At 40.7% G+C, this 26281-nt stretch carries 17 protein-coding genes; 12 read left to right on the forward strand and 5 right to left on the reverse strand.

Annotated elements, in window-relative coordinates:
• Positions 1 to 316: 316 nt before the first annotated feature.
• The 3 genes from recD to C502_RS0103225 form a co-directional block, all read right to left on the reverse strand.
• Positions 317 to 2056 (reverse strand): exodeoxyribonuclease V subunit alpha, encoded by a 1740-nt coding sequence (recD, locus tag C502_RS0103215; protein WP_018677424.1) that lies wholly within the window; start codon positions 2054 to 2056, stop codon positions 317 to 319.
• Positions 2057 to 2155: 99 nt separating this feature from the next.
• On the reverse strand, positions 2156 to 5881 hold the full coding sequence (locus C502_RS0103220; protein ID WP_018677425.1) for a UvrD-helicase domain-containing protein: 3726 nt from the start codon (positions 5879 to 5881) through the stop codon (positions 2156 to 2158).
• A gap of 3 nt (positions 5882 to 5884) precedes the next feature.
• The gene (locus C502_RS0103225; protein ID WP_018677426.1) at positions 5885 to 9565 is read right to left on the reverse strand and encodes an exodeoxyribonuclease V subunit gamma; all 3681 of its coding nucleotides are present in this window, start codon (positions 9563 to 9565) and stop codon (positions 5885 to 5887) included.
• Positions 9566 to 9747: 182 nt separating this feature from the next.
• On the opposite strand from C502_RS0103225, the gene C502_RS0103230 reads away from it, so the two are divergent.
• Complete coding sequence (locus tag C502_RS0103230; protein ID WP_018677427.1) at positions 9748 to 10254, forward strand: hypothetical protein; 507 nt, start codon at positions 9748 to 9750, stop codon at positions 10252 to 10254.
• Positions 10255 to 10284: 30 nt separating this feature from the next.
• Here C502_RS0103230 and pap read toward each other — a convergent pair whose 3' ends face one another.
• Positions 10285 to 11703: a polyphosphate:AMP phosphotransferase gene (pap, locus tag C502_RS0103235; RefSeq protein ID WP_018677428.1), complete on the reverse strand. Its 1419-nt coding sequence runs from the start codon at positions 11701 to 11703 to the stop codon at positions 10285 to 10287.
• Positions 11704 to 11907: 204 nt separating this feature from the next.
• Here pap and C502_RS0103240 point away from each other — a divergent pair, with 204 nt between their 5' ends.
• The 10 genes from C502_RS0103240 (at position 11908) to C502_RS0103290 (ending at position 22363) form a co-directional block, all read left to right on the forward strand.
• On the forward strand, positions 11908 to 12615 hold the full coding sequence (locus C502_RS0103240) for an FFLEELY motif protein (protein WP_167320983.1): 708 nt from the start codon (positions 11908 to 11910) through the stop codon (positions 12613 to 12615).
• Positions 12616 to 12806: 191 nt separating this feature from the next.
• Positions 12807 to 13748, forward strand: coding sequence for a bifunctional demethylmenaquinone methyltransferase/2-methoxy-6-polyprenyl-1,4-benzoquinol methylase UbiE (gene ubiE / locus C502_RS0103245; protein WP_018677430.1), 942 nt, complete (start codon positions 12807 to 12809; stop codon positions 13746 to 13748).
• Positions 13749 to 13758: 10 nt separating this feature from the next.
• Complete coding sequence (locus C502_RS0103250) at positions 13759 to 14439, forward strand: ubiquinone biosynthesis accessory factor UbiJ (protein ID WP_018677431.1); 681 nt, start codon at positions 13759 to 13761, stop codon at positions 14437 to 14439.
• A 12-nt stretch (positions 14440 to 14451) separates the two neighbouring features.
• Entirely contained in the window at positions 14452 to 16071 is a 1620-nt protein-coding gene (locus C502_RS0103255) for an ABC1 kinase family protein (protein WP_018677432.1), read from the forward strand.
• Between the two features lie 120 nt (positions 16072 to 16191).
• The gene (locus C502_RS0103260) at positions 16192 to 17511 is read left to right on the forward strand and encodes an FAD-dependent oxidoreductase (RefSeq protein WP_018677433.1); all 1320 of its coding nucleotides are present in this window, start codon (positions 16192 to 16194) and stop codon (positions 17509 to 17511) included.
• Between the two features lie 26 nt (positions 17512 to 17537).
• Positions 17538 to 17924, forward strand: a complete 387-nt coding sequence (locus C502_RS0103265) for a VOC family protein (protein ID WP_018677434.1) — start codon at positions 17538 to 17540, stop codon at positions 17922 to 17924.
• A gap of 248 nt (positions 17925 to 18172) precedes the next feature.
• The gene (locus C502_RS0103270) at positions 18173 to 18595 is read left to right on the forward strand and encodes a hypothetical protein (RefSeq protein ID WP_018677435.1); all 423 of its coding nucleotides are present in this window, start codon (positions 18173 to 18175) and stop codon (positions 18593 to 18595) included.
• A gap of 82 nt (positions 18596 to 18677) precedes the next feature.
• Complete coding sequence (gene hisIE, locus C502_RS0103280; RefSeq protein WP_018677437.1) at positions 18678 to 19445, forward strand: bifunctional phosphoribosyl-AMP cyclohydrolase/phosphoribosyl-ATP diphosphatase HisIE; 768 nt, start codon at positions 18678 to 18680, stop codon at positions 19443 to 19445.
• A gap of 9 nt (positions 19446 to 19454) precedes the next feature.
• Positions 19455 to 20957, forward strand: coding sequence for a UvrD-helicase domain-containing protein (locus tag C502_RS0103285; protein ID WP_018677438.1), 1503 nt, complete (start codon positions 19455 to 19457; stop codon positions 20955 to 20957).
• A gap of 23 nt (positions 20958 to 20980) precedes the next feature.
• The gene (locus C502_RS0103290; RefSeq protein WP_018677439.1) at positions 20981 to 22363 is read left to right on the forward strand and encodes an ATP-binding protein; all 1383 of its coding nucleotides are present in this window, start codon (positions 20981 to 20983) and stop codon (positions 22361 to 22363) included.
• A gap of 57 nt (positions 22364 to 22420) precedes the next feature.
• Here C502_RS0103290 and C502_RS0103295 read toward each other — a convergent pair whose 3' ends face one another.
• Positions 22421 to 22930 (reverse strand): hypothetical protein, encoded by a 510-nt coding sequence (locus C502_RS0103295; RefSeq protein WP_018677440.1) that lies wholly within the window; start codon positions 22928 to 22930, stop codon positions 22421 to 22423.
• A 506-nt stretch (positions 22931 to 23436) separates the two neighbouring features.
• On the opposite strand from C502_RS0103295, the gene C502_RS0103300 reads away from it, so the two are divergent.
• Positions 23437 to 26280 carry a monovalent cation/H+ antiporter subunit A gene (locus tag C502_RS0103300; RefSeq protein WP_023274605.1) on the forward strand — a complete coding sequence of 948 codons (2844 nt, stop codon included), beginning with the start codon at positions 23437 to 23439 and terminating at the stop codon, positions 26278 to 26280.
• Position 26281: the final 1 nt, after the last annotated feature.

Here is a 26281-nt window from a genome sequence, read left to right on the forward strand (position 1 = left end):
GGTACTTGATTAAAATAAATCCGATGATGATCATCACATTAACACTATATTTATTTGAAAATAAAAAAGCCTTGTAGTCTCTCCCAAAACTACAAGGCTTAGCGGCTGTAAGTTTCCTCTTTTATCACTTACCTCACTGTAAGTTCGCTGTCTAATTGACTTTATTATTATATTTGTGCGATTTACCTAGCTTTCCTTGCTAGGCTCTTTGTGTGTACATGATCTCAAAAACAGTTATTTCACTCTAGCGACAATATCTCGAATTCGTGTAAGCTTTTACTTACAAAACAGTGAATTTTAAAGAATAAGTTCACAATCAACCTAAATTGATCTTTTGCACTAAACCACTCCGTCGTACAGTCCGAATTGTAAGCGCTTGTTGCAATGCATTCGGATCAGCCAAGATACTCACCACTTTTTTAGCACGGGTTACGGCGGTATAAATGAGCTCCTGACTCAATAATTTTTCTGCCTTCGCATCTAAAACAATTGCCGTATGCGTAAATTCAGAGCCTTGAGATTTGTGAATTGTTAAAACAAAAGCCGTTTGCATATTTCGAGGCAAACGATGAGCTGCTATCCACTTATTTAAGCTTGGAAAAAATACTTCAAATTGCTGTGGCTGACTTCGATGCTTAAAACAGATGCCGATATCACCATTGGAAAGTCCGAGTTGATAGTCATTATAGGTCATCATGACAGGTCGACCGATATACCAATCTCCCACCGCAATTTGTTTAAGTTGCTGATTCAACCATCGTTCTGCATAGCGATTTAACTGCTCTATACCTAAAGCGCCATGCTTGACTGCTGCAAGTATCCGATAGTCATCAAATGCCCGAATCACCTGTTGAATGTCATCTGCTGCATCACCTAGGTAGATATAGTCATTTAAAGCTGCTAGATAGTTTTGAAATCCATACATCAGTTTCTGTTGATAAGGCTCAATATCATACTGCTCTGGCAAATATTCCAATTGAATCAGATCAAGCATCTCTTTGGAGAATGTAATCGGTTGCAAGCCCTCTGCTTTGACAATTTCTGACTCTAACTTCGACAAAACGGAATGATGTGCTGTTGCATGTTGCTGAGCTTGAATAAATCGTGCAAATTGCCCAATTTTGGCTTCATCTGAAAAGCGACGGCTATTTTTAAGCTGCACACGGTTCTCTGCCAAAACATCAACTTGCTGTAAATCCGCCAAAACTGAGCCGACGTCAACCGAAGCCAATTGATTGGCATCGCCCAATAAAATAATACGACAATGATCAGGAACCGCTTCAAATAATGCAGTTGCTAGATTTAAATCCAGCATTGAGGCTTCATCCACCACGATCACATCATAAGGTAAGGGTTGTTTCTGATCAAAACGAGGCGTTTGTCGATTTCCCATGCCCAATAACCGATGTAAGGTTTGCGTCGTTTGGTTACGCAATTCATCGGTAATGAGACCTGATTCCAATAGTTTTGGATCATTAAAGGAATTTTGCAATGCCTCTTGCATTCGTTGTGCTGCTTTCCCTGTCGGTGCTGCCATCGCAATACGAATATCAGGAATCATCTGGTTCAAGGCAGCAATAATACGTGCCAAGGTATAGGTTTTACCTGTTCCAGGTCCGCCCGTAATGATACTGAGCCATTGTTGCAATACCATTTTCAATGCAGCTTGTTGATATTCATCACTCAATAAATTTTGATAGCTTGAAAGGTCTATAGTCTGAGTCGTTTGTCGCTTTAATCGACAAATCTGATGAGCGAGGCGTTGCTCTAGTTGCCAATATCGGTATAATGCCAAGCCCTGCTGATCGTAGACACATGGGGCAACCTGAGTTGTTGCGATTTCGCTCGAAACAGCTAAATCGCCCAGTGCTTCAAGCTGTGTTGTATCGACTTGGATACAACTGTCACCTTGCAAGCTGGCTTCAACCAATTGCTGTAAAATATGCGCAGCGTTAACTGCTTGAGCAGACTGAGAAAATGGTGCTTGTGTGAGGTAGTTACTCCACATATTCAACCAAGTCATTTGTTCTGACTGACCACTGATTAGCTTGTCCACAGAGTTATCCTCAAACTTACCCACACGCTTGTCCACAAGGTTATAAACACTCTTATCCACATGATAAGTTTTTGTTTAATCTAAAATCATCTATTTTATCTACACTATTTTTCCTGCTTTATCCTCAGCGAAATATCCGAGAATCGCATCTAAGCGTAAAATAAACTCGTCCTCAGGTTTCCAGTAAAAATAACCCTGCTGTGCTTGCCCATTCATCCCACGCAAATACAAATAAGACGCACCGCCCAAATGCTGTTGCATATCGTAATCCTGCAATTTCACACTGAGATAACGATGCAATGCCACTAAATATAAAGCGGCTTGTAACCAATAGCTCGACAACGACATGCTTTCAGCAATCTGTGCTTGCTGATAATCCGCCTGTTCTGCACCCAGATAATTACTTTTATAATCGGCAATATGGTAGCGCTGGCCATCAAAATAAACCAAGTCGATTGAACCATTCAGATAGCGAGCAGATTTAGCCTCAAGTAACTCAGGCATGTCGATGCCATATTCCTCAAAGAGTTGCTGCACCCGTTGCATGGCAAGGACACGGTCTGACAATGCCAAATAAAACGGACACTCTGATAGATATTGCCCTGTGACTAATTGTTGTAGTTGAAAGCTATGATTGAGAGGTGTCTGTAATACTTCAGCTAACCACGCCACAATCCATTCATATAATTGCTGCTCTGCATTTTCCTGTTCTGGAAAATGTTGTTGGTACTGTTCCAACAGTGCTGACCATAAACCTTGATAGGTATTTTTAAAACGACGGCGGATTTCTTCACGCCATGTCTGAGGTCGTTGGAAATCAATCTGCTCAAAAATTTCGTGCAGAAAATTCCCTGCTAACGTCCCTTTCGGGAAATATTGTTTAATCCAAGCAATCGGTTGAGCCGTTGCTCTATTCTCCAGTTCAGCCAGATTCAACTCATCTTCTGCTTGCTCAAAATCGGCATCAATATTGGCTAAACGATCAACACGATTCGCTTTGTGTTTTAAATGCTGCGCGAGGTAACTAAAACTGGTCTTAGCGCGTGCATAAAAACGCTGCGTAGGTAACAATTTTGCTGAAATAATAATGTTCTGTTGTGAGTGCTGTGTCTGTAAAGCCTGTGGTCGTTCTAAAATCAAAGCCTCATCCAAGCTATACGGATGCTGGAAGCTTGCTCCTTGATTCTTCCAAAAGGCGAGACCTGAGAACTCATTTTTCTCGCCTTTTTTAGGCGGTGCAAATACTGCATAAACACGATGACTGGCTCGTGTCAGTGCCACATACCACAACCGATTCTGTTCAGCTAAAGCACGTTGTTGATGTTGATCCAGTTCCGTTTGTTGTAAGAAGTTTTTATCTGCAATGGCGACGACACGTTGGGTTCTGGTTTGTCCTGTTTCAGGCACTTGAATGTCTGTTGTTGAGAAATTTAAGGTTTTTTGTACTTCTGAAAAGGCTTTATTCGCACCTAGCAGAAATACGATTTTATATTCTAGACCTTTGGATTGATGGATGGTCATCAACTGCACACCCGCCTCATTCGACAGCTTGTGTTCGAGTTCCCACTCCCGATCACTAGGTGAGTGCAATTGTTTTAAATACCAGTGATACAGGTTTTGTATGCCTTGCACATGCTCGCTACGCCGACTCAGGATATCGATGAGGTGACGCAAATTCACCACAGCTCGCTCATTGTCTTTGCTTTGGGTGGCAACCAATTGCTGCCAAATACCAAACTGGTTTAGACAACGCTGCCATGCTGCCAAGAAACCTTGATTGAGCCACATCTCACGAATATCATCGAATTGCTGGATATAATGGCTTAACCCCTCGGCACTTTGTTCCAATGCCAATAACCGAGTTAAATCAAAACCAAATAAACGACTCAGTAACGCACGTTTTAACTTGGCTTCATCATAAGGATGAAGTAATGCGGTGAATAATGCGCCTACATCTTGCGCAATCGCTGAATCAAACACACTACGTTTCGAGGGTCGATTTACCCGAATCCCAATGCGCTCTAGCACATATTGCACTTCATCGAGTTGGCGATGGCTACGGGAAAGCACAGCAATATCATCCTCACCGATCGCTTGCTGTGTCTCAGCGTCTAAATATAATTGCTTGGCATATGCCTGATTCAGTAAGGTCTGAATTTTCCAAGCCACTTGAGTCGCTTGTTCACTCCCCTCTTGCAACTGTAACCAACGCAAAGGTGCAGGATTAATCTGTGCATGTTCAATTAAAGCAGGATGTGGACGTGAACCTGCTTGAATCGGGTCATACACAACCTGTTCACCAAAATCCATCTGTCGCTGAAATAGTGCATCTACCACTTCTACCAACTGCTTGACGGAGCGATGGTTATGAATCAATTTATATTCATGCCCTTGCTTCGCCATAATATCCTGATAAGCATTCAGGAAAGTCAGCATATCTCCACCACGGAAACCATAAATCGCTTGCTTACGGTCTCCCACCATAATCATGCAACCCTTTTGATAACGTTGCGGATGCCGCCAAATACTGGCTAACATATCATCCTGATCTTGGTTGGTATCCTGAAACTCATCCACTAAAATCAACGGATATCGTGCTTGTACAAACACCGCAAAACGTTGCCCTTGCTCACCTTTTAAAGCTTCTGAAAGTGTTTTAATTTGCTGAGCAAAAGTGGTTTCACCTTTTTGTTGCAACACTTGGGGTAATCGTTTTTTGACTTGCTGACAAAGATGAAACTGTAAATAGGTATTGAATTGATCTAAATCATTTTGAATCTTAAGTTTCATCTCCGAAATATCTTTTAATAACTGAATCAAAGGATGCTGGTAAAAACAGTCCTGAATGCTTTGATCACATTTATTAAAAATACTGCTTCGAGTTTGCCCTTTGGAATCTAAAAATAAAACATCGATGTCGTTGAACGCTTTTTGATTAAAATAAATATCTATACCCTGTTCTTGAATTTGCTGAGCTAGCCGAACTAAGCCTGTTTGAAAAATGAAATGAAAACGATCTTTTGCAAAAGCCTTTTTATTAATAAATTTATAATATGCGCCATCGAGTAGATAATAATCCTGTAACTCTTGTAAGTATTGCGATGAAGTTGCTGCGAACTGATGTAAGCATGATTCAAACTCAACTGTGCTAAACACAGGTAAATCTACTTGTTTCAAATGTGCTGAACTAAAATTCAAACTTTCTTCAACCACTTTAACATACTGATCAACGCTCTTTAGTTGCTGACTCATATATAAAAAATCAATCACTTGCTGTGGCTGTAATTGAATCCATTCTCTTAATACATCATGAATCAGTTGACGCGTATATGCTTTTGCATCTTCGGTGATTTGAGCACGTTCAATTTTGCCACTTTCAAAGGCAAATTCTCGCAATAGCTTTTGACTGAAGCTATCTAGTGTTCCAACAAACAACTCATCTAATTGATCAATCACCAATTTTAGCCGTTCACAAGCATACGCCATACGAGGTGCAAAGCTTTGCAAAAGGTGTTGCTTCAGTGGGTCTGACTCATGTTCTACGAGTTTATGAATATCCGTTTCTAATACGCTACGTAATGGCTCTAAATATTCTTGAATCTCGACCAAACGTAAACGAATACGGCTTTTTAGCTCGGCAGCAGCAGCACGCGTAAAAGTCGTAGCAATCACCTGATTAGGTAAATATTTTTCTAGAAAAATCCGTACCATCAAACTCGATAAGGTATAGGTTTTACCTGTACCAGCGGAGGCTTCAATCAGATGTAAACCTTCAAATTGAATATCACGAATGGGTTGATAAGACACTGGATATTGTGAACTCATGTCTTACTCCACACGTAGGAATTCAAAAATCGGTTGGTACAATGCATAAGCATAATGATCACAGGCATAGTGTAATAACGCGGTTGCATCCTGTTCCTGTAAAATAAATTTCCAGTCATGATGCAATTTACAAGCTTCGTTTTGGGTCATATCCAAACCAGAGAAATCCCCTGTATCATTCCAGTCTTTCAACACTTGTTTTTGGCTATCTTCAGCTAAAATTTGCTTTGACTCTAACTCAATCCATTCATGCTGTTTGCCTTTTTCCAACGGTTTTAACAATAATGCTGCGGGTAAAACCACAGGTTGTTGCTGTGCATCCTGCCATAATCGCAACCAATCATTTAAATAAGACTGTGCTTGCTCAGTATCGAGTCCTTCACAAATCACGGTTTGATCGCTAAACACCACAATACGGCGTTTCTTAGTTACTGAATCGCTATTTAAGAACGTGAGCCACAACAAATATTCCAACCAGACTTTGGTCAGCCGTTTGGCACGTGCGCTAGAAGCATCCAAACTCACCCAGTCTTGTGTCAATTGTTTAGGGGTCACACAACTCATTTGTAATTGTTTCGATATCCGCCAAACACGCTGTGTCGTTTCCGTTGGTACAGCCGCATATTGTTGTAAACGCTCTAATAAGCGTTGTTGCTCTAAACAACTTTGCTGCCAAGCACTTTGCTGAACCTTGCCAACAGGTAATTGATCTTGCAACATGTCCAATGAAAGCGTTTCATCACGCTGCTGTAAAAAATGGCGAATCGCATATTTGCCTAAACCATCTAACAATAAAGGCTCACTTTGATCCAGCACTTCCGCACCACTCAAATTTTCCACACCCAAGGTTTTTAAATACAATCGTGCAGGGAAACACACATCCTGAATCCATTGCTGACTATTCAAAATAAGCATTTCATTCTGTTCAATTGGATAAGCTGTATTGACCCAAGCTTGTCGTTCACCTTTGACTTGCTGAATTTGCGATGCCACTTTAAACCAGTGGTCTTGATAACGCACAGGACGATCAGCAATAAAGCCCCGTGGATCAAAAGGCTGTAAGCGATGCAGATGGTAGAGTGGATAGAGCTGTGAAGGGATTTGGAGTTCTTTATACATTTCCTTTAACAGAATCTCCTCTACCCCTTCTTTATTAAAGAGGGGAATTTCCTCACTCTCCCCCCTTTGAAAAAGGGGGGCTGGGGGGGATTTAATAATGAGTTCCAAATGATCTCGGAAACCTTGCAATACACTAGACGGCTCTCGCACTTCACCATCGCCAAAATCAAAGCCATTATAAAATAACCAAATTTGCTCTTGTGCCAACAATACCGCATCCAAGAAAGCCCCTTGGTCATCTTCTAAACGAGAACGATCACCCAATTGTTGACGTAATACATCCATTAAATCAAAAGGAACATGGCTATCCCGATTTGGAAACTTACCTGTATCCAAATTCAATAACACAATCAAACGATAAGGAATCGGGCGAATTTGTCCAATTTGGCTAAAAGTAATTTGCCCCGTCGGTTCAACTTGTGCCGACTGACTTTCTAAGCTGCGTTGGATTTCTTCGATAATATAAGGCAATGGCAGAGAAATTTGCCGTAACTGATTTTCCGCATCGTCATAATAACTTGCCAAGGTCAACATACGTTCTTGCTTTTGGATAATCTCACGAACGGCTTTTAATGCCACGATATCCGCTTGTTCAAACTCTTGGACATCTGCTTTGATATAGTTTAACCATGTTTCTACAGGCAAACGTTGCCCTTGTTCATGTGCCACCAACCAATTTCGACGCGCTGATAAATCATGATAAATCTGAATCAGAATCCCAATCAACTCAAAGTCACTTGGCTGTACCAATGCATAGCTGAGCGTTTGTTTCACCATCACATGCGCAGGCACTGCAATCCCTAAAGCTAAGCGATCCAGAGCAAATTTAAGGCTATAACGATAGTCTTGATCATCTGCACTTAAACTTTGTTTGAGATGTTGCTCGTCCAAACCACGTTTGAAACCAGCATCATTGAGCAACGCCAAGATACGCTGGGCTTGGCTATAATCGAAACCATATCGTTGCTGAGTTGCTGATAAATTCAACCAATCCGCAAAGTCATCTTGCGTCAAACGCCCTTGCGTCAGTTGTAAACGTCCGAGTACGGCTCGCCATGCATTTAAGGCATCTAACTGTGCCACACCTGCAATTTTGACAGGTAAAAAGACTTCATGATCATTGGGTGCCGAAGGGAAAATACTCCGAATGAGTGGCTCAAGTTCAGTGAGATTTGGGGTCAAAATCAATACATCACTTGGACGGCGAGGTATTGCATCGGCTTGCGACAACCAATGCACCAACTGCTCTTTTAACACTTCCAGTTGTCTGATACTAGAATGACACACATGAATCTGAACCGATTCATCATCCGCAGCCAATTCATATTGCGCTGCGATCGGTTCAGCCAAATAGAAAATATCTGACTGAATTTTACCTAGTAAGTTCTCAGGAAAATGATCAACAAAGGCATCAACCCAATTGCCTTCTTCCCCTGCTGAGAGTTGAGACAATAAGGAGAAGTTATCTCGTGCCTGTTTACCTAACCGTGTCAACAAGGGATGACGAGATTCACGGTTTAACGCATTAAAACCTAAACTAAAGCTTTCAAAAAATGCCGAGATTTCTGCATCAGTTGCCTTGGGGTTTTTAGCAATAAAACGTTCTTTAACGCCCAAATCGTATCGCTGTTTCCATAACGGATCGACGCTGTCTGCCCAATATTCTTGCGATGGGTTATAGTGCAAAATCACCACATTCAGATATTGCCCCAAACGGCGTAAAAACTGTAACTGGCTCGGTGGCAAATCCAAGATTGTAAATACAATCACCTGATGCGGTAACTGTGATAATGCCTGTGATCGTGTCTGTGGGTTATCTAAAATTTCCCAAAAATCAGCATCAATACCTTGCATTTCAACAAAATCGGCATGGAAATATTTTTGCCATAACCAACGCTGCCAAGCTTCTAGCTGTTCAGTTTGCTGTAATGTAAAGGCCGACGTTTGTTGATCCGTTTGCGACATTAAATGTTCAATATTCAGGGCTTTATTTTGCCCCCAAGCCGATAGCCAGTTACCTGAACAAGTACACTGACCTTGGCATCGACGTTGACAATAACCACGATAAATCATGTAGTTGCTAAATAATTGCGAGACTTGTTCTGCGACCCAATACAACATACTTTGCTTTTTAAGCTGTTTTTCTGTGCTGTGTTGCAACTGATCTGCACTGTCATAAATCCGTTGCACAATCGAATATAAAGGATGATCTTGTGCAAGGATATTTTGTTCAGGCTGAATCGAAGATTGTAAGGCTTGATGGATACGCCATTTTAAAATTAATCGTGGAATATTGGCTTTACGAACCTGTTCTTTGTTTTCAAGTACTTGTTGATAGGCATACCATTGAAAACCGCGAATTTTTTGATGAAATTGATAATTGGCAGTCATACCCTGCTGTTCAGCAATTTTCTGGGTCAACCATTGCTCTTGTGCGGGGCTAGGGACAATAAAATGCTGGGTTTTAAACACCTGAAATACGGAGCTACTCGGTTGGGTAATTGATGCCATCACGCCTTGTAATAACACATCGAGACGTTGACTTTGAATAACATGAATACCCATGTATGACTATAACCTCATCAAAAAACGATTATTTTATTGCACGAAAACGTACATATTTATCACTATACAACTTCATATAACTATGTCACGTTAAACACACAAGGAAATAAAAAATTGTTTTGAAATCTACCATTCCATACGATTAAATGTACGATCAAGGGATAGACTCTAGGTATAACTTTATGAAAATTGAAAAAATTCCTGATGCCATTGACCCAAGCTTAAACTTGGAACAAATTCGTGAAGAATGCTTAGCACTCACAAAAAATCGCGCATATTGGTCAGCAGGTGCAGCGATTGTACCCATCCCATTTTTTGATGTGGTGGTTGATTTGGGCATGTTGACACAAATTATTCCCTATATTAATGCTCGCTTTGGTTTAGCACCTGAACATATCAGTGTTTACGACCCTGAAACTAAAAAAGTGCATTGGGATGAACTACGCAAACGTGGTTTCGAATTTTCAGGTTTCGTCGTCGCTCGAACTGCAATGAAAAAATCCTTTAATGGTTTTTTTACTAAAATCGCAACCAAGCAAGTGACGAAGTTTATTCCTTTAGGCGGACAACTTGTTGCTGCAAGCCTCGGTTATTTTATGATGCGTAAGATCACTGAAGCACATATTCAAGACTGTTATAATCTTGCCAAGCGTATTCAACAAAAGAGCCGAAGTACCATCGTGGCTTAATCAGCAATTCTTGTGATGATATAAGGCGGTTTAACCCGCCTTAAGTTGCTTTAAAATCGCCTTTAAAACTTCGATTCGTGCTGTATTTTTATCATCAGTAGAAATCACATACCACGGCGCATAATCAGTATGGGTTCGTTCAAACATATCCGCCGCCGCATTTAAATAGTCATCCCATTTATCACGATTACGCCAATCTTCTTCAGTAATCTTGAAACGCTTATGTGGGGTTTGTTCACGATCTTTAAATCGAATTTCTTGTTCATCTTTACTGATTGCCAGCCAAATTTTCACAATCACGGTTTGGCTATCTACCAAGTTTTCCTCGAAACGGTTGATTTCGTGATAAGCACGTTGCCATTCAACAACTGAGGCAAATCCTTCTATACGTTCAACCAGAACACGTCCGTACCATGTACGATCAAAAATGGTAATTTTCCCGCCGTCGTTGAGTTTATTCCAAAAACGCCATAGATAAGGACGGCGTAATTCATAACGCTCAGGCGCAGCAATACTATGAATTTCATACTCACGTGGATCTAATTTTTTGACAATTCTTTTTATTGCTCCCCCTTTACCTGCGGCATCCATACCTTCAAAAGCGACGATTACCTTTCGCTCATCATAACGTAGTGCATCCGCCACTTTTTTGGTTAATTTATTCAATTCCTCTTTATAGTCATCTTTGTCTAGGCTTTGCTTTGGGGGTTCTAACAATGCAGTTGGAATCTGCGCTTGCTGCCATTTTTCAGTGACTTTGGTTTGATGGTCAGGCAACTCTTGTAAGGTTTGCAATACATACTGGGCAAAGCATTGATCACGTAAGGCTTCGTCTTCACCGTCAATCACAAACCAATCATCGGTAAACCTTTGGCTTAAACCTTGTAACGTATCGTACTGTTTTTTATTGCGCCAATCTAAGCCATGCAATTTATGCCAATGCTGTTCAGAAGCATCGATTTGGTCTAAGCGTTTTTGTAAAGACTTCCACGATAAATCAAACCAAACTTTGACCACATGCACATTATTATGTTGTAAATCATGCTCAAAAGAACGCATCTGTTCGATATAAGCATCAAACAATGTTTCATCTAATGGTTTTGACACATGCATGGCGGTTGAAAGCAAATCACTGTACCAATTCCCAAACATCACCACGATCTGACCTTCAGCAGGAATAAAGCGCGTATAAGACTGCCAAAAGGTTTGATAGGTCGTTAATAACCGTGGTGCATCGGCTTTAACTCTTAAATAGCGTGGATCTAACCATTCTCGTAATTGTTTAACCGCTTCACCTTTACCTGCCAGTTCAATCCCACTCACCAAAATCAGAACACTTTTTGCATTTTTCTTATCTTGACTATCTTTTAAAGCATATTGGGCTTCAATCAAATCTAAAGACAGTGCAGCTTCATCACGCAATTCAAATTTTGGTTGTTGTACACTCATATTCGGCTCTAAATGGCTCATTATTAAGAATAAGTATAGTGAAATCTATTTCACTGCATGCAAAACCCTTGTACAGTTTCTGTAGAACTCAATCCGTGTATCAACATAGTGACCGATTGTTAGACATTTAGAGTTTATGCTGTCATGGTTCTTCGTTATGATGCAGCCTATGATTTCCTGGTTTTATTTTATTTGAGTTCGAATATGTCAAAACTCGCTGCATTTGATCATCTTTTATTACAATACCAAACTTTGAATTACCACCAAAATCCAGCACTTAAGCAACGTCTGCACGAAGTACAAGCATGGATGAAAACACGAATTGCAGGAACACACCAAGAATTTTTTGCCTTGCCTGAAAATCAACTGATGGCACAATATTTTCTCAATCGTTTATATGGTGGCCCAGACTTTGATGCAATTGCACAACAAATCGAACGCCTCTTAAAGTACGCCCATAAAGCAGAAAAGTTATTACCTGAAAATGCAATAAAAACAGGAACTAAATCGGTCAGTCTCGCCGTACTTGCGACACGACTCGATGAACAAGTCGCAGAACAACTGCTCGAAGATTATCCTTTAGACACACCCTTAACTGATGACATCATGCGCCAGACCTTAGTCAAACTCGATCAAGGTGATGCACGTTATGAACAATTACAACTACTTGATGAACTTGGTGTCGCATTAGATAAATACATGCGTTCAACCATGATGTACGCCGCATTTAAAATGTGTAAAGGTATTGCCAACAAATATCAATTTGAACAAATGTATGAATTCATTCAAGAAGGTTTTGTAGCAATGAAACCGATGAAATCTGCAGCAGCTTTTATCAAAACGTTTACCGAGAAAGAACGTGAAATCATTGAGAAAGTTCATGCAGGTCATCCTAACCCCTTTCGTGGCTAAGTTTGATCGACCATCCCTCTTTGATTAAAGGGGGATTTTTTAAGCCCATAACAAAAATTAAAATACTTTTGAGCAAGTGACTTTCTGTATATTATTCATAACAATGATATGCTAAACCCTGTAAAAAAATACAAAATCTGTCATGATGCATGCTGATTCGTGCCGCTAGAGCGAAAGTTTAGGAGAAAACAATGTCTAACGAAAACCAACAGCCCACCCCAGAAGTTGAGCAAAACCCAAGTTCAGACAAAGTCAGTCCCTTCCTAAGCTCGCCACTCCCTCAAGGAGCGCCTCAAGGTCAGCAACAATCTTTACAACAAGGCTTGGCATCGACACCTACTGGTTCAGTACCAAAATATAATTTACCGCGTGGGGCAAACACAGGCAATGTCGGTCAAACCACACACTTTGGTTATCAAACTGTAAATAGTGATGATAAAGCCCAAAAAGTTGCCGAAGTTTTCCATTCAGTTGCAAGTAAATACGACATTATGAATGACCTGATGTCATTCGGTATTCACCGCCTTTGGAAACGATTTGCAATTAATATGTCAGGCGTTCGCCGTGGACAACATGTCCTTGACATCGCCGGGGGTACAGGCGACTTGGCTAAAGTATTTAGCCGTGAAGTCGGGCCACAAGGTCATGTCGTACTGTCAGATATTAACGAATCTATGTTAAATGTAGGTCGTGATCGTCTGCTTGATGCAGGCTGTACCAATGTTGATTTCGTACTTGCCAATGCTGAAACCTTAGAACCATTTGCAGACAACAGTTTTGATTTACTCACCATCAGTTTTGGTTTACGTAACGTGACCGATAAAGATGCGGCATTACAAGCCATGTATCGTGTACTCAAGCCAGGTGGTCGCCTACTGGTACTCGAATTTTCAAAACCAGTCTTTGAACCATTTTCAAAACTCTACGATTTTTACTCATTTACAGCACTGCCGATCATGGGTAAATTGGTCGCAAACGATTCTGAAAGCTATAAATATCTTGCTGAATCAATTCGTATGCATCCAGACCAACGTACGTTAAAAAGCATGATGGAACATGCTGGCTTCCAAAGCTGTGACTATCACAACCTCACTGGTGGTATTGTTGCAGTTCACCGTGGATTCAAACTTTAAGGTTTAAGATATGTGGTCGATTTTAGCACTCGGTGCAGTCGAACGTATCATTCATCATGTGATTGACTTGGATGCGATTACACGCATTCAGCTCAATCAATTGCAAGGTCAATTATTGCGTGTTGTGATCAATAGCCCACAACTGTCAGTTGATGTTTTCTTTGATGAAAATAAAGTTCGCCTTGAACCCACCGTAACAGGACAAAGTCAAACGCCTTCTATTTTTGAACAACGTCCGTTTGATTCTCAATCTAAGTTGACTGACGCAACTGCAACATTACAGGTTGAAAATGTTGTTGAGTTGGTTAAATTATTGCTGAGTGATCTAGATCAGATTGGTAATATTCCCTTACAGGGCGATTATCATCTATTACAAGATATTCAAAGAATTATGCAACAGGCTGAGCCTGATCTTGCTGCGCATCTTTCCCCTTGGATTGGCCCACAACTGGCACATGAATTGGGTAAGATTCAACTTGCACCAACACAACTCAAACGCTCATTACAAAGCCATTTATTCTTTGTTGAAGATACTTTAAAAGAAGATAGTGGTTTATTTGCTCCACGTTGGCAAATGGACGATCTCAATCGTGAGACACGTCAACTCAATCAAGAATTAGATCGTTTAGAAGCGAGATTTCAGCAGTTACACGCTTCACTCAATCCACAAAAACAACCCTCACAAGACTAGGTAAGGTTTTATATGATTCCGCATGTTACACGGTTACTCGAACTCTGGCGTATTGCAGCACACTACCGCCTTGACACCTTGTTCCCTGCGGAAGAATTACCAGTTAAAGCACGCCATGCTCTAAACATTATCAAGACCCATCCTGCGGCATGGTCAAGCCGTGAGAAAAAGAATCCGCTCAAGCTCAAAGAAGCTTTAGAGGATATGGGACCCTTAGCGATTAAACTGGGGCAATTGCTTTCTACTCGTCGTGATTTGATTCCACCAGAAGTATTATCAGAATTGGTGTTGTTACAAGACCGTGTCAAACCCTATGACACCCAATTGGCAAAACAACGTATCCAAGAATCACTCAAAGCAGATGTATCCACATTATTCTCTCGCTTTGATGAGCAACCCCTTGCTGCGGCATCAATTGCACAAGTTCATACTGCTGCCTTACACGATGGTCGTGAAGTGGTGGTTAAAGTCACTCGCCCTGATATTCGCAATCAAATTCTGCAAGACTTTGAAATCTTGGCATGGCTCGGTGATTGGCTTGAAAATCGTTTAGAAGCAGCACGTGCGCTGCATTTATCTGAAATCATTCAAGACTATCGTCAAATTATCTTGAATGAGCTTGATCTGAGTCTAGAAGCGGATAATACCCGCCGTATGCGTCATTACTTTACAGGCTCAAGCATGATGTATGTGCCTGAAGTCTATATGGACAGTAAAGATGTCATGGTAGCCGAACGCATCACAGGTGTGCCTATTTCAGATATCGCAACCTTTGATCGTTTGGGTATGGATCGTGCTGATTTGGCTGAAAAAGGTTTAACCATCTTCTTTACCCAAGTGTTTCGTGACAATTTCTTCCATGCCGACATGCATCCGGGTAATGTGTTTGTTGAAACAATTAACCCAAGCAACCCACGCTTTATTGCGTTGGACTGTGCCATCATGGGTGAATTGTCTAAGCATGATCAAATGACGATTGCACGGATGTTGCTTGCAGTGATGAACAGCAACTTTATGCAATTGATTCAGATTGTACATCAAGCAGGTTGGATTCCGCCGGGGACTGACCAAGATGCCTTGTCGCGTGAAATGCGTCGCACAGTTGGGCCGATGGTTTCAAAACCAATGGATCAACTGGATTTCGCAGGAATTTTAATTCAAGTCATGGATATTGCGCGTCGTTTCCATTTAGAAATTCCACCGCAATTGATGTTGTTACTCAAAACCTTGGTACATGTTGAAGGCTTAGGCACAGATCTTTACCCACAACTTGATATTTGGAAACTGGCAAAACCGATTTTGACCGAATGGGTCAAAACCAATATGAACCCAGTTAAAAATATCAAAGAACTCGGGCAACAAATCCCAGACTTGTTATTAGGCGCTCAAGACTTACCGACCCTACTGATCGACAGTTTAAATGGTTTAAAAAACCAATCCGCATGGCAGGACAAACAACTCCGCGAAATTCAGCAAATGCGTTTGCAAATGCAACAACAGCAACGCCGTAGTTGGATGTTTGGCAGCACCATGTTGATTTTACTGACCATTGCCATCATCAGCCCTTGGTTTGTCTCAGTGGTCTTGATTGGATTGAGTGCGCTGATCGCACTTTGGCGAATTATGAAATAAGTTCTAAATCCCTTGTACTGACAAGGGATTTTTTATAAGCAAGATTTATTTTCAAAAATTGCCGTGATTCAATTAAGATCATAGCTAAACAAATTTATAGATCCTTAAAAAGAACAAATAATGAAAACACCACACTTTGCCATTATTGGTTCAGGTACAGCAGGACTGGCGACTGCGATTTTGCTCGCACGAGAAGGTCATCAGGTCACCATTTTTGAACAGGTTGAAGAACTATCGCCTGTTGGCGCAGGTTTGTTGCTACAACCTGCGGGTTTGGCTGTTTTTGAACATTTAGGCGTACTCGATCAGGCGTTAAAACTCGGTGCAAAAGTCACAGGTTTAGAAGGAAAACTTGCAAATAAACGTCTCTTGGTGAATAGCCACTATCATCAGGCAGGCAACAACCTTTATGGTCTCGGCATCCATCGTTCCACGTTGTGCTATATCCTCACTCAAAAACTCGCTGAATATTCAAGTCATGTCACTTGGCGAATGAACCATCATATTGAACGCATTGAAGAACAGCCGCATGAAATTCGATTATTTGGCACTGATCATCAACAACACAACTTTAATGACTGTTTCGATGCGGTACTGATTGCCAATGGCGCGCGCAGCCAACTTCGCCCCAAAGCATGGGTCAAAGTTGATCAAGCTTATCTGTGGGGTGCAGCGTGGAGTATCGTGCCTGAATGCTTAAATTTAAATCCTGAAATTCTACATCAATTCTATGATCGTTCTAAAATCATGATGGGTGTTCTGCCTACAGGTGCAATACCCTCCGCACCGCAACAACGACTTTCCAGTGTGTTTTGGAGTTTACCAACATCACAACTACAATCATTCTTAAAAGATGAATCAGCGAAACAGCAATGGTTAAAGCAAGTGTCAGATCGTTGGTCTGATGTTGCTGAATGGCTAGAACAACTTTTATTGGATGAACACAATCAACCGCAATGGTTGTCTGCTCAATATCGTGATGTGGTGATGTCTCGATACGGACAAGGTCGAATCGGGGTGATTGGTGATGCTGCACATGCCATGAGTCCACAACTCGGACAAGGTGCGAATATGGCACTTTTGGATGCGTGGGCTTTTTCCCAATCATTACACGCTGCTCAGAAAAACCAGCAAATTGACTGGTCAATGTTATGGCAACACTATCATCAACAGCGTCGTTCCTCGACACAGTTCTATCAGTTTCTCAGCCGTTTACTGACTCCACTTTATCAATCTGATCATTGGTGGGCGGGTGGCATACGTGATCTCACTTTTCCGTGGATGTATCAAATCCCCTATTTTCGTAAAGAAATGGCAATTACCATTTCAGGTTTAAAAACAGGTATGTTCCAACATATGAGCTATCAACAGATTGCTGAATACCAGCACAATCAAAATGTCTTGATTCAAAACAATCAATCATTACCTGAATATGACTAAGATCAAAAACAAGAGTTGAATTAAATATGAAAATTAGTCATTTAGATCATTTGGTTTTGACAGTCGCTGATATTGAAATCAGTTGTCAGTTTTATCAGTCTGCCCTGAATTTTGAGGTGATTACTTTTGGTGAAAACCGCAAGGCACTTCAATTTGGTTCGCAGAAAATCAATTTACATCAAGTCGGAAAAGAGTTTGAACCTAAAGCATTTCGTCCAACCTCAGGTTCTGCAGATTTATGTTTTATTGCTGAGACGCCTTTAAAGGATGTGATTGCACATCTTCACGCATTAAACATTGAGATCGTTGAAGGCCCTATCGAAAGAACTGGAGCAATCGGAAAAATTTTATCAATCTATTTACGTGATCCAGATCAGAACTTGATTGAAATTTCGAACTATCTAAATACTTAAAAAATTAAAACTCATACGCCAATCTCAACTTAAAATTGGTCTAAACTCAAATAATCCCCCTAAATCCCCCTTTTAAAAGGGGGACTTTCCACCAAATGATTTAAGTTATTAATTTCGTGGGACTCCTCCCTTTTTCAAAGGGTGAGCTGCGGTTGTAGCAGTGCAAGGAGGGATTTAAGAAAATATGGAAATATTATTTTTATAAAAGTTGAGATTGATGTAACTCATCAATAAAAATAAGGTTAAACATGAAAGATAGTTTTCTATGGGCGTTATATCGGCAGAAGAAATCTAGTGTAATTATTTATATTGGATTGTTTTTATTACCCAGCTTATTAGATATTCTAAGCTTTTTTGATGAAAAATACGCATTTCCTTTTTGGTACACAAATCCGCAATCCACAGTCGGACGTATGATTGAAAATTCGAGTTTTTGGTGGATGATATTATTTAACTTGATTCCATTCTTTTTATTACTTTTTATTCATCAAAGATTTTTAATTAGAATGCTGATTATTTGGGCTTGCTTATCAGGTGGCTATTATGTGCTTAATAGTTGGTTTATCGCTGATTATGCAAACTCAACTATATCTACAATTATTTTGACTCTAATTTTGATTCGATCTGAAAATAGTAAATTACTGAGATCATTTACCCAACCAAGCACCTAAAGCATTTTTTACCCAACAAGCATAGCCAACCCTAGTCACAACCGCTACACTAACGGCTTTCCGCTCAATGGATTTTTCACTCATGTCAAACTGGTTAGATGAAGTTAAATTTGATTCCAATGGTCTTGTTCCTGCCATTGCACAACATCATCAAACTGGTCGAGTGTTAATGGTTGCGTGGATGAGTCGTGAAGCATTACAACTGACTGCTGAGAAAAATCAAGCGGTGTATTATTCACGTTCACGTCAAAAATTATGGCACAAAGGTGAAGAATCAGGGCACTTTCAAACGGTACATGAAATTCGTTTAGATTGCGATGCCGATGTCATTATTCTACAAATTGAACAGCACGGCGGAATTGCTTGCCATACGGGTCGTGAGTCGTGTTTTTATCGTAAACTCACGCCACAAGGTTGGGAAATTGTTGATGCTCAACTGAAAGATCCAACTGCAATTTACGGTGCATCTGCGAAAGTCGAAGCACACGATCATGGTCACGCTGAACAAGTTGACGTACTTAGTCACTTAGGGCGTTTGATGCAAGAGCGTAAAAAAGCTGAAGCGGATAGTTCTTATGTTGCGAGCCTATACAAAAAAGGCATTAATAAAATTTTAGAAAAAGTTGGCGAAGAAAGCATCGAAAGCATTATTGCAGCCAAAGATTATGCAGCACATGCCTCTTTAGAAAATAAGCATGATCTGATTTATGAAGTTGCAGATTTATGGTTCCACACTATTGTCATGCTCGGCTACTTCGACCTTGATCCACAAGAAGTCCTTGATGAACTTGCTCGTCGCCAAGGTCTTTCTGGTTTGGTTGAAAAAGCCAACCGTAGCCAAGAAGCGTAACCCCTGCCTGTGTCGAATATCGAGAAACCCAAAGCCACCTATGAGCAAGCGATTGCGATAGACAATGCACGTTTAGGTCAATCCTTTAAAGTGATTGCGTATGCTGGCACAGGTAAAACCACGACTTTACAAATGATCAGTGATGCCATGCCCGAACGGCGTGGTATGTATTTAGCTTTTAACAAAGCCATTGCATCTGAAGCACAGAGTAAATTTCATGGCAATGTAAATTGTCGTACCTTTCACTCTCTTGCCTTTCGTAGCGTACCACGTGGCGTAACTGATAAATTACGACTACCGCGTTTAAGCCCAAGTTTTATTGCTAAAGAATATCGTTTAGAGCCTATTACGCTCCGTCGTTTAATGGGTGGACGTTACGAAAAATATGTATTGATGCCAAGTCGTCTTGCGAGTTTGGTTGCTAATGCTGTCAGCTATTTCTGCTCGACCAGCTCACAATATCCTGCCCCTCGCCATATTCAAGCACCGAACTGGTTACATCAAGATGATATTGAATCGTTACAACAACACTTATATCCAGCAGTTGAACGTCGTTGGTTAGAGTCGATTGATCAAAATCATCAAGCAGGCATTGGTCACGATATTTACCTCAAACTTTGGGCATTATCAGAACCCAATATTCCGACAGATTATGTTCTGTTTGATGAAGCACAAGATGCTGACCCACTCATGTTGGGCATTTTACTCCGTCAAAAAAGCACACAAGTGATTTATGTCGGTGATGCACATCAGCAAATCTATGCTTGGCGCGGCGCAGTCAATGCCATGCAACAAATGCCATTACATGAAAGTCGCTTAACCACCTCTTTCCGTTTTGGCGATGCAATTGCTGATGTTGCAAATAGTCTGCTGGGTGCATTAAACGAAACTGTTCCTCTACTTGGCAATCCGAATGTTAAATCGAGTGTCGTGAATAAACCGCATACCAAAATGCGTGATGCAATTCTATGCCGTACCAATGCGAGAGCAATGGAACTATTACTCTCAGGTTTAGTACATGGTGACAAAGTCGGTTTGCAAGCCGATCACCAAAAACTCAGTCGTTTTGTCGATGCAGCCAGTTTACTCAAACAAGGCAAACGCATTACCGATGTACCCGAATTGGCTTGGTTCAACTCTTGGCATGATGTGCATGAATATTGTGAAACCAATGATGGTAGTGATATTAAGCCCTTAGTTAAACTGGTTGATGATCACGGTACTGAGCCACTCAAAAAAGCGCTTGCTAAAATCACGCCCATTGAACAAGCAGATTATGTGATTTCCACCGCACATAAAGCCAAAGGCTTGGAATGGAATCGTGTGCATATCGAAGATGATTATCAATTTAAAATCAATGGACTAGAGCATAAAATTACAGATGAGGAATTAAGACTACTTTATGTTGCCTGTACTCGTGCTAAAGTAAGTTTAAATATCCATCATCTTTACGATCTCATACAACAATTAAAACGGGGCGCTCCCTCAAGTCTTCGTCAGTCCGTAGGTTAAGCGCTTATGTTCAGGGGGAGCTTATGCAACTTGAATCGGTGCTATTTAAACATGTTGGAATGTTTCGAGATTTAACAATTAAATTTCAACCTGCAGAACGTCCCATCACGCTTATTTTAGGTGAGCAAGCCACAGGAAAAACCACCGTTTTACGAAATATCTATCAAGCCCTGACTTGGTTTTCCGCGCGTTATAAAGATCTTCGGACTGCGGGTGTCGTGATTGCGGATCAAGATATTATGTTGACGCGCTTGCAAGCCAAAGTTCAGCTTCAAGTCCGCATAAGCAGCGAACTGAATAGTAGCCTGCCAGAAAGTAGCTCTGCGCAGCAAACCGATACTCAAAGCTGTAGTTGGAAATTATTTAAAACATTTAACAGTCAAGGCGTGGGCATTAGCCAAGTTGAAACTCAACAACTAGATCAAATGGTGTCGTTGTATCAAAAAACCAGCCTTCAAGACCCTTTATTTAGTTTACCGTTAATTGCCTACTATCCTGCTGAACGTTTTGTGCAAGAGGTCAATTTACAAAGTAAGAATGCACCAGGAACATTACAAGACATTTCAGCCTATGACCTCACCGCACTTCCATACACCACCTTTGCCCGTTTTTTTGAGTGGCTCAGAGAAATTAGCGATGTTGAAAATGCTCACTCTGCTCATATCGTTCGGCGGTTAATGGGCAATGATTTTAGCCAACAGAACCAGTCTGAGATTTTGCAGCAACTACAACAAGAGCTGATCAATCACCCAAAACAATTTTCAGCACCTAATTTATATGCGCTGAAAAAAAGCTTACATACGATTTTCCCAGAATTGAATGATATCTATATTCAATATATCCCTAAGCTTCAATTAATGGTGCGCTACCGCGATCAGACCATTCCTTTTCAACAGCTATCAGCCTCTCTTAAAACATGGATTGCATTGGTCGGGGATATTACACGTCGTTTATGTTTGCTTAACCCACATTGTTTTGACCCATGTTTAGAAGGTGAAGGCATATTATTGATTGATCAGATTGACCACCAATTAGATCAAAATATAAGTGCTGAGATTTTAGAGCGTTTGCATCAAGCATTTCCAAGACTACAAATTATTGCGTCGGGTAATCGCGATGAATTGCTAGAGCATGCCTTAGAATATCAATGCTTAAAGCTAGGTAATAAAGGAATTTATGAGATAAATATTGAAAAATCTCAACAACAACTTTCACAACTTTATAATGAACTGAATCGAGCAGATGATGCCGGTTTTTCGCAAAATCAAAACTTACTAGAATCAGAAACTTTGATCAGTAAAGTAGATCAGCTCTTTCAACAAATCAAAGCTTTAGATGAGCAGGAAAAAAATAATTTGCTTCATCTTCTGAAGATTGATGATACGCCTCAAGAGACATCATTTTGAAAAAGTAGAGTTCATTCAATTCCAATCGAGACATCAACCTGAGAAACTATTCTCCCCTCATCTTTGATGAAAACTTTTCTGAACTTGCTTTACCATTGCATGATGCTTCTTATATGCAGCATGCATGTTTGCTAAATCGAGTGTTCTTTTACGACCACAGTACCAAGCACAATAGCTGAATAAAGCGATCATAATGAATGAACCGATTATCATAGGCATGTTGGCTATCCCCATATAAATAGCGGAGACCAGTCCAGATACCAAAAATAAAGACATAAGCCCCATAATCACTGCACCAATAATCAGTGCTGTACGATTTAAAAATGCAATCGCTATAAGCAGCGCAATAGAAAGCATAATGATGAATAAAACCACAGCTTCTGCAAATGATTGTGAAGCAAACTCTGCAATAAGATGATGCTGAATAGCCCTTATATATCCGCCCATCATAAAGAATAGAAAAAATGCAATTAAATAAATTGTTTTTGGAACGTTCACCTTCATTGGAAGAGGTGAACCATTTTTTATGTGATCAGATGAAAAAGTTAGATCAAGATTGTTTTCCATATTAGCCCCTAAAAATCAATAAAATCTATAGCGTATTCATTGGCTATTACATCCTCATTGAATATTCATATGTTCAACATAAAGTTCTATTATTTAACCACATAAAGCAGCCATATGATGGTCAAATCACACAGCGGCTCTCTATCTTGATTAACCCTGTATGATTCGCCCTTCTCACTCAATACAACAAAAGATAACGAGATCAGCAAGTGATGATAAGCAATAAAATTGAAGTAAAAAAATGCTATAAATAGCTTTAACCAAAGAATCTTTTTTCAGCCATTCTATTCAAAAGATGTTGTTAGTTTCATGTAATAACATCAGATTTTTGTTGATTTTTTATAGTAAAATAAAATTCATTTTTTACTTTCAAGTTGTGCAATACAACTTGCTCTTTTCGTTAACTTGATTGGGTTTCGCGACTTTAAACCTTGGCATTCTCTTTGAACGCCTTAAGTCCTGAAAGAAAATCCACCTTTAGGTCTCTCTCGACCTAAATCATTGACATGGATACCAGTGTGCTACCGATTATTATTTTATTACCACTTATACTTGGCACGACCCTTGTCTCACAATTGCAACGTATTTCACGGGGCGTGATGGCACTTGGGGCAATTGGCATCAGCCTAAGTTGTTTTATTTTACTGCTTAACCAAGCAGAAACTGTGCTACAAGGTCATGCTATTCAACAAAGCTGGAATTGGATTCCACAACTCGGCATTAATCTGAGTTTTCGCCTAGATGCCTTAGGCTTATTGTTTAGTTTACTGATCAGCGGTATCGGCACACTGATTTATATTTATGCCTATTATTATCTCAGCCCTAAAAACTCTCTTGCTAAACTCTACCAATTGCTCATGCTGTTTATGGCAGCTATGCTTGGAATTTCTCTCTCAAATAATTTAATTATTCTCTTGGTATTTTGGGAACTCACCAGTATTTCCTCATTCCTGCTTGTCGGTTATTGGAGTCAATATGATGCCGCCCAACGTGGCGCACGTATGGCACTCACCATCACGGGAATGGGTGGTTTAGCAATGTTAGGGGGCTTTGTACTCCTAGGGCAGATCACAGGGACTTATCAGATTGATCAACTGGTCTTAATGAAAGATTCCATTCAACAACATCAATTATTTATTCCAACGCTACTTTTAATTTTATTAGGTGCATTTACCAAAAGTGCGCAATTTCCTTTTCACTTTTGGTTGCCCAATGCAATGGCAGCACCCACCCCTGTTTCAGCCTATCTACATTCAGCAACGATGGTGAAAGCAGGCATTTTCTTATTAGCACGTTTAGCCCCTCTATTTATTGGTGCTGCGCTGTACCACAACATTGTGACCTTTGTTGGTCTATTTACCTTGTGTATGGCAGCAGGTTTCGCCATTTTCAAAGAAGATCTTAAAGGTCTGTTGGCATATTCGACCATCAGCCATTTAGGTTTAATTGTTTGTTTGCTTGGTATTGGTTCACCACTTGCTGTTGCAGCCGCGATTTTCCACATCATTAACCATGCAACATTTAAAGCAGCCTTGTTCATGATTGCAGGCATTATTGATCATGAAACAGGTACACGTGATTTACGTAAGCTCAGTGGTATTTGGCAAGTGCTCCCCTTTACAGGGACATTAACCATGATTACGGCTGCCTCGATGGCAGGTGTTCCGCTCACCAATGGTTTTCTTTCCAAAGAAATGTTCTTTACTGAGTTACTGGCAAATTTGTCTGGCCCAGTAATGGTGATTTCAGCAATTGTTGCAACTCTGTCAGGGATTTTCGCGGTCAGTTATTCCATTCGTTTAGTGCATGGCGTGTTCTTTGATGGCAGCATTGGTCAACAGGTTCCAAACAAAGAAGCACATGAACCCGCTTTAGGGATGCGCTTGCCAGCAATTATTTTGGCAAGCTTATGTATTTTAGTTGGTATTTTCCCTGCCTTACTGGCAGGAACAATGGTCAATAGTGTAACGCGCGCAAGTTTGGCACAACCCGAATTTGAAGGTATTCATTTAGCAATTTGGCATGGTATTAATGCTCCTCTAATGATGAGCCTCATCGCCTTGATTGGTGGTGGACTGTTTTACTTTACACTCGCTAAAAATGGACGACTGAGGAAGATCGACCTCGATCCTTATTTAGGAAAGTTTCAAGGCAAAATCTTATTTGAGTTATTCCTTAAACATCTGTTACTGACTAGCCTAAAAATTAAAAAAGCAACAGAAACAGGGTCGCTACAAAGTTATCTGCTTTGGATTGTTTTATTTAGCATCATCATGGTCGGGCTACCATTATTCAACCAAGGTCTGACCACAGGCACACGAGAACTCACCCATGCACCGTTGGTGGCAATCGTATTATGGCTGACGCTATTCTGCGGATGCTGGATGATGCTCTGGTTTCACCATGAGCGGATCAAAGCCGTTTTGATTAGTGGTGCAGTCGGACTGGTCGTCACCATGGTATTCGTAACGCTATCTGCACCAGACTTGGCGCTCACTCAAATTACCGTTGATGTCGTCACCACCGTCTTATTATTGATGAGCTTATCATTATTACCACAATTAACCCCTTATGAATCGAGCCGTCCACGCCGTTGGCGAGATGCGAGCTTGGCGATTGCAGGTGGTGTCGGAATTGGTTGGATTACATGGCTGATCTTAACCCGTGAACATAATTCCATTTCATGGTTCTTCTTACAACAATCAATACCATTAGGTGGTGGCTCAAATGTTGTCAACGTCATTCTCGTTGACTTCCGTGGTTTTGATACCTTCGGTGAAATTGCCGTACTCGGTATCGCTGCAATTGGTGCGCTTTGTCTGATGGATGGTATGCGTGCGCATGGAACCACCATGACACAAGGCTTATCTTATCGTTTTAACCCTTCGCCATTGATGTTACGAATTTCTGCTTCATGGGTACTTCCTCTCGCTTTAGTCGTGAGCATCTATATCTTCATGCGTGGTCATAATTACCCTGGTGGTGGCTTTATTGCAGGTTTAATCACCGCAATGGCGCTGATCATTCAATACATTGTTTTAGGTCAAGATAAAACCGAACAATTGATTAAAGCCAGATCTGGTCGCCTCTATGAAATATGGATCGGCTCAGGCTTAGCGATAGCAGGTCTCACAGGCATCGCTGCTTGGTTCTGGTCACGCCCGTTCTTAACAACAGCACATATTTATGTAGAACCCCCTTTATTTGGAAAAATGCATTTAGCTTCGGCTGTCTCATTTGATCTCGGGGTTTACATGACCGTTGTTGGTGCGACGATGCTGTTAATTTCGGTCTTAGGTGATTCACGTCACTCAAGTATGTCTGGACCTGTTCCAAGTGGAGATAAATAAA

Origin of the sequence: Acinetobacter tjernbergiae DSM 14971 = CIP 107465 (assembly GCF_000374425.1) — a bacterium.
In the GTDB taxonomy this organism is placed as follows: Bacteria; Pseudomonadota; Gammaproteobacteria; order Pseudomonadales; family Moraxellaceae; genus Acinetobacter; species Acinetobacter tjernbergiae.

Coding starts and splice junctions, on each gene's coding strand:
- C502_RS0103220 (WP_018677425.1), bottom strand. CDS start 5,881: ATGAGTTCACAATATCCAGTGTCTTATCAACCCATTCGTGATATTCAA.
- C502_RS0103225 (WP_018677426.1), bottom strand. CDS start 9,565: ATGGGTATTCATGTTATTCAAAGTCAACGTCTCGATGTGTTATTACAA.
- C502_RS0103230 (WP_018677427.1), top strand. CDS start 9,748: ATGAAAATTGAAAAAATTCCTGATGCCATTGACCCAAGCTTAAACTTG.
- pap (WP_018677428.1), bottom strand. CDS start 11,703: ATGAGTGTACAACAACCAAAATTTGAATTGCGTGATGAAGCTGCACTG.
- C502_RS0103240 (WP_167320983.1), top strand. CDS start 11,908: ATGTCAAAACTCGCTGCATTTGATCATCTTTTATTACAATACCAAACT.
- ubiE (WP_018677430.1), top strand. CDS start 12,807: ATGTCTAACGAAAACCAACAGCCCACCCCAGAAGTTGAGCAAAACCCA.
- C502_RS0103250 (WP_018677431.1), top strand. CDS start 13,759: ATGTGGTCGATTTTAGCACTCGGTGCAGTCGAACGTATCATTCATCAT.
- C502_RS0103255 (WP_018677432.1), top strand. CDS start 14,452: ATGATTCCGCATGTTACACGGTTACTCGAACTCTGGCGTATTGCAGCA.
- C502_RS0103260 (WP_018677433.1), top strand. CDS start 16,192: ATGAAAACACCACACTTTGCCATTATTGGTTCAGGTACAGCAGGACTG.
- C502_RS0103265 (WP_018677434.1), top strand. CDS start 17,538: ATGAAAATTAGTCATTTAGATCATTTGGTTTTGACAGTCGCTGATATT.
- C502_RS0103270 (WP_018677435.1), top strand. CDS start 18,173: ATGAAAGATAGTTTTCTATGGGCGTTATATCGGCAGAAGAAATCTAGT.
- hisIE (WP_018677437.1), top strand. CDS start 18,678: ATGTCAAACTGGTTAGATGAAGTTAAATTTGATTCCAATGGTCTTGTT.
- C502_RS0103290 (WP_018677439.1), top strand. CDS start 20,981: ATGCAACTTGAATCGGTGCTATTTAAACATGTTGGAATGTTTCGAGAT.
- C502_RS0103295 (WP_018677440.1), bottom strand. CDS start 22,930: ATGGAAAACAATCTTGATCTAACTTTTTCATCTGATCACATAAAAAAT.
- C502_RS0103300 (WP_023274605.1), top strand. CDS start 23,437: ATGGATACCAGTGTGCTACCGATTATTATTTTATTACCACTTATACTT.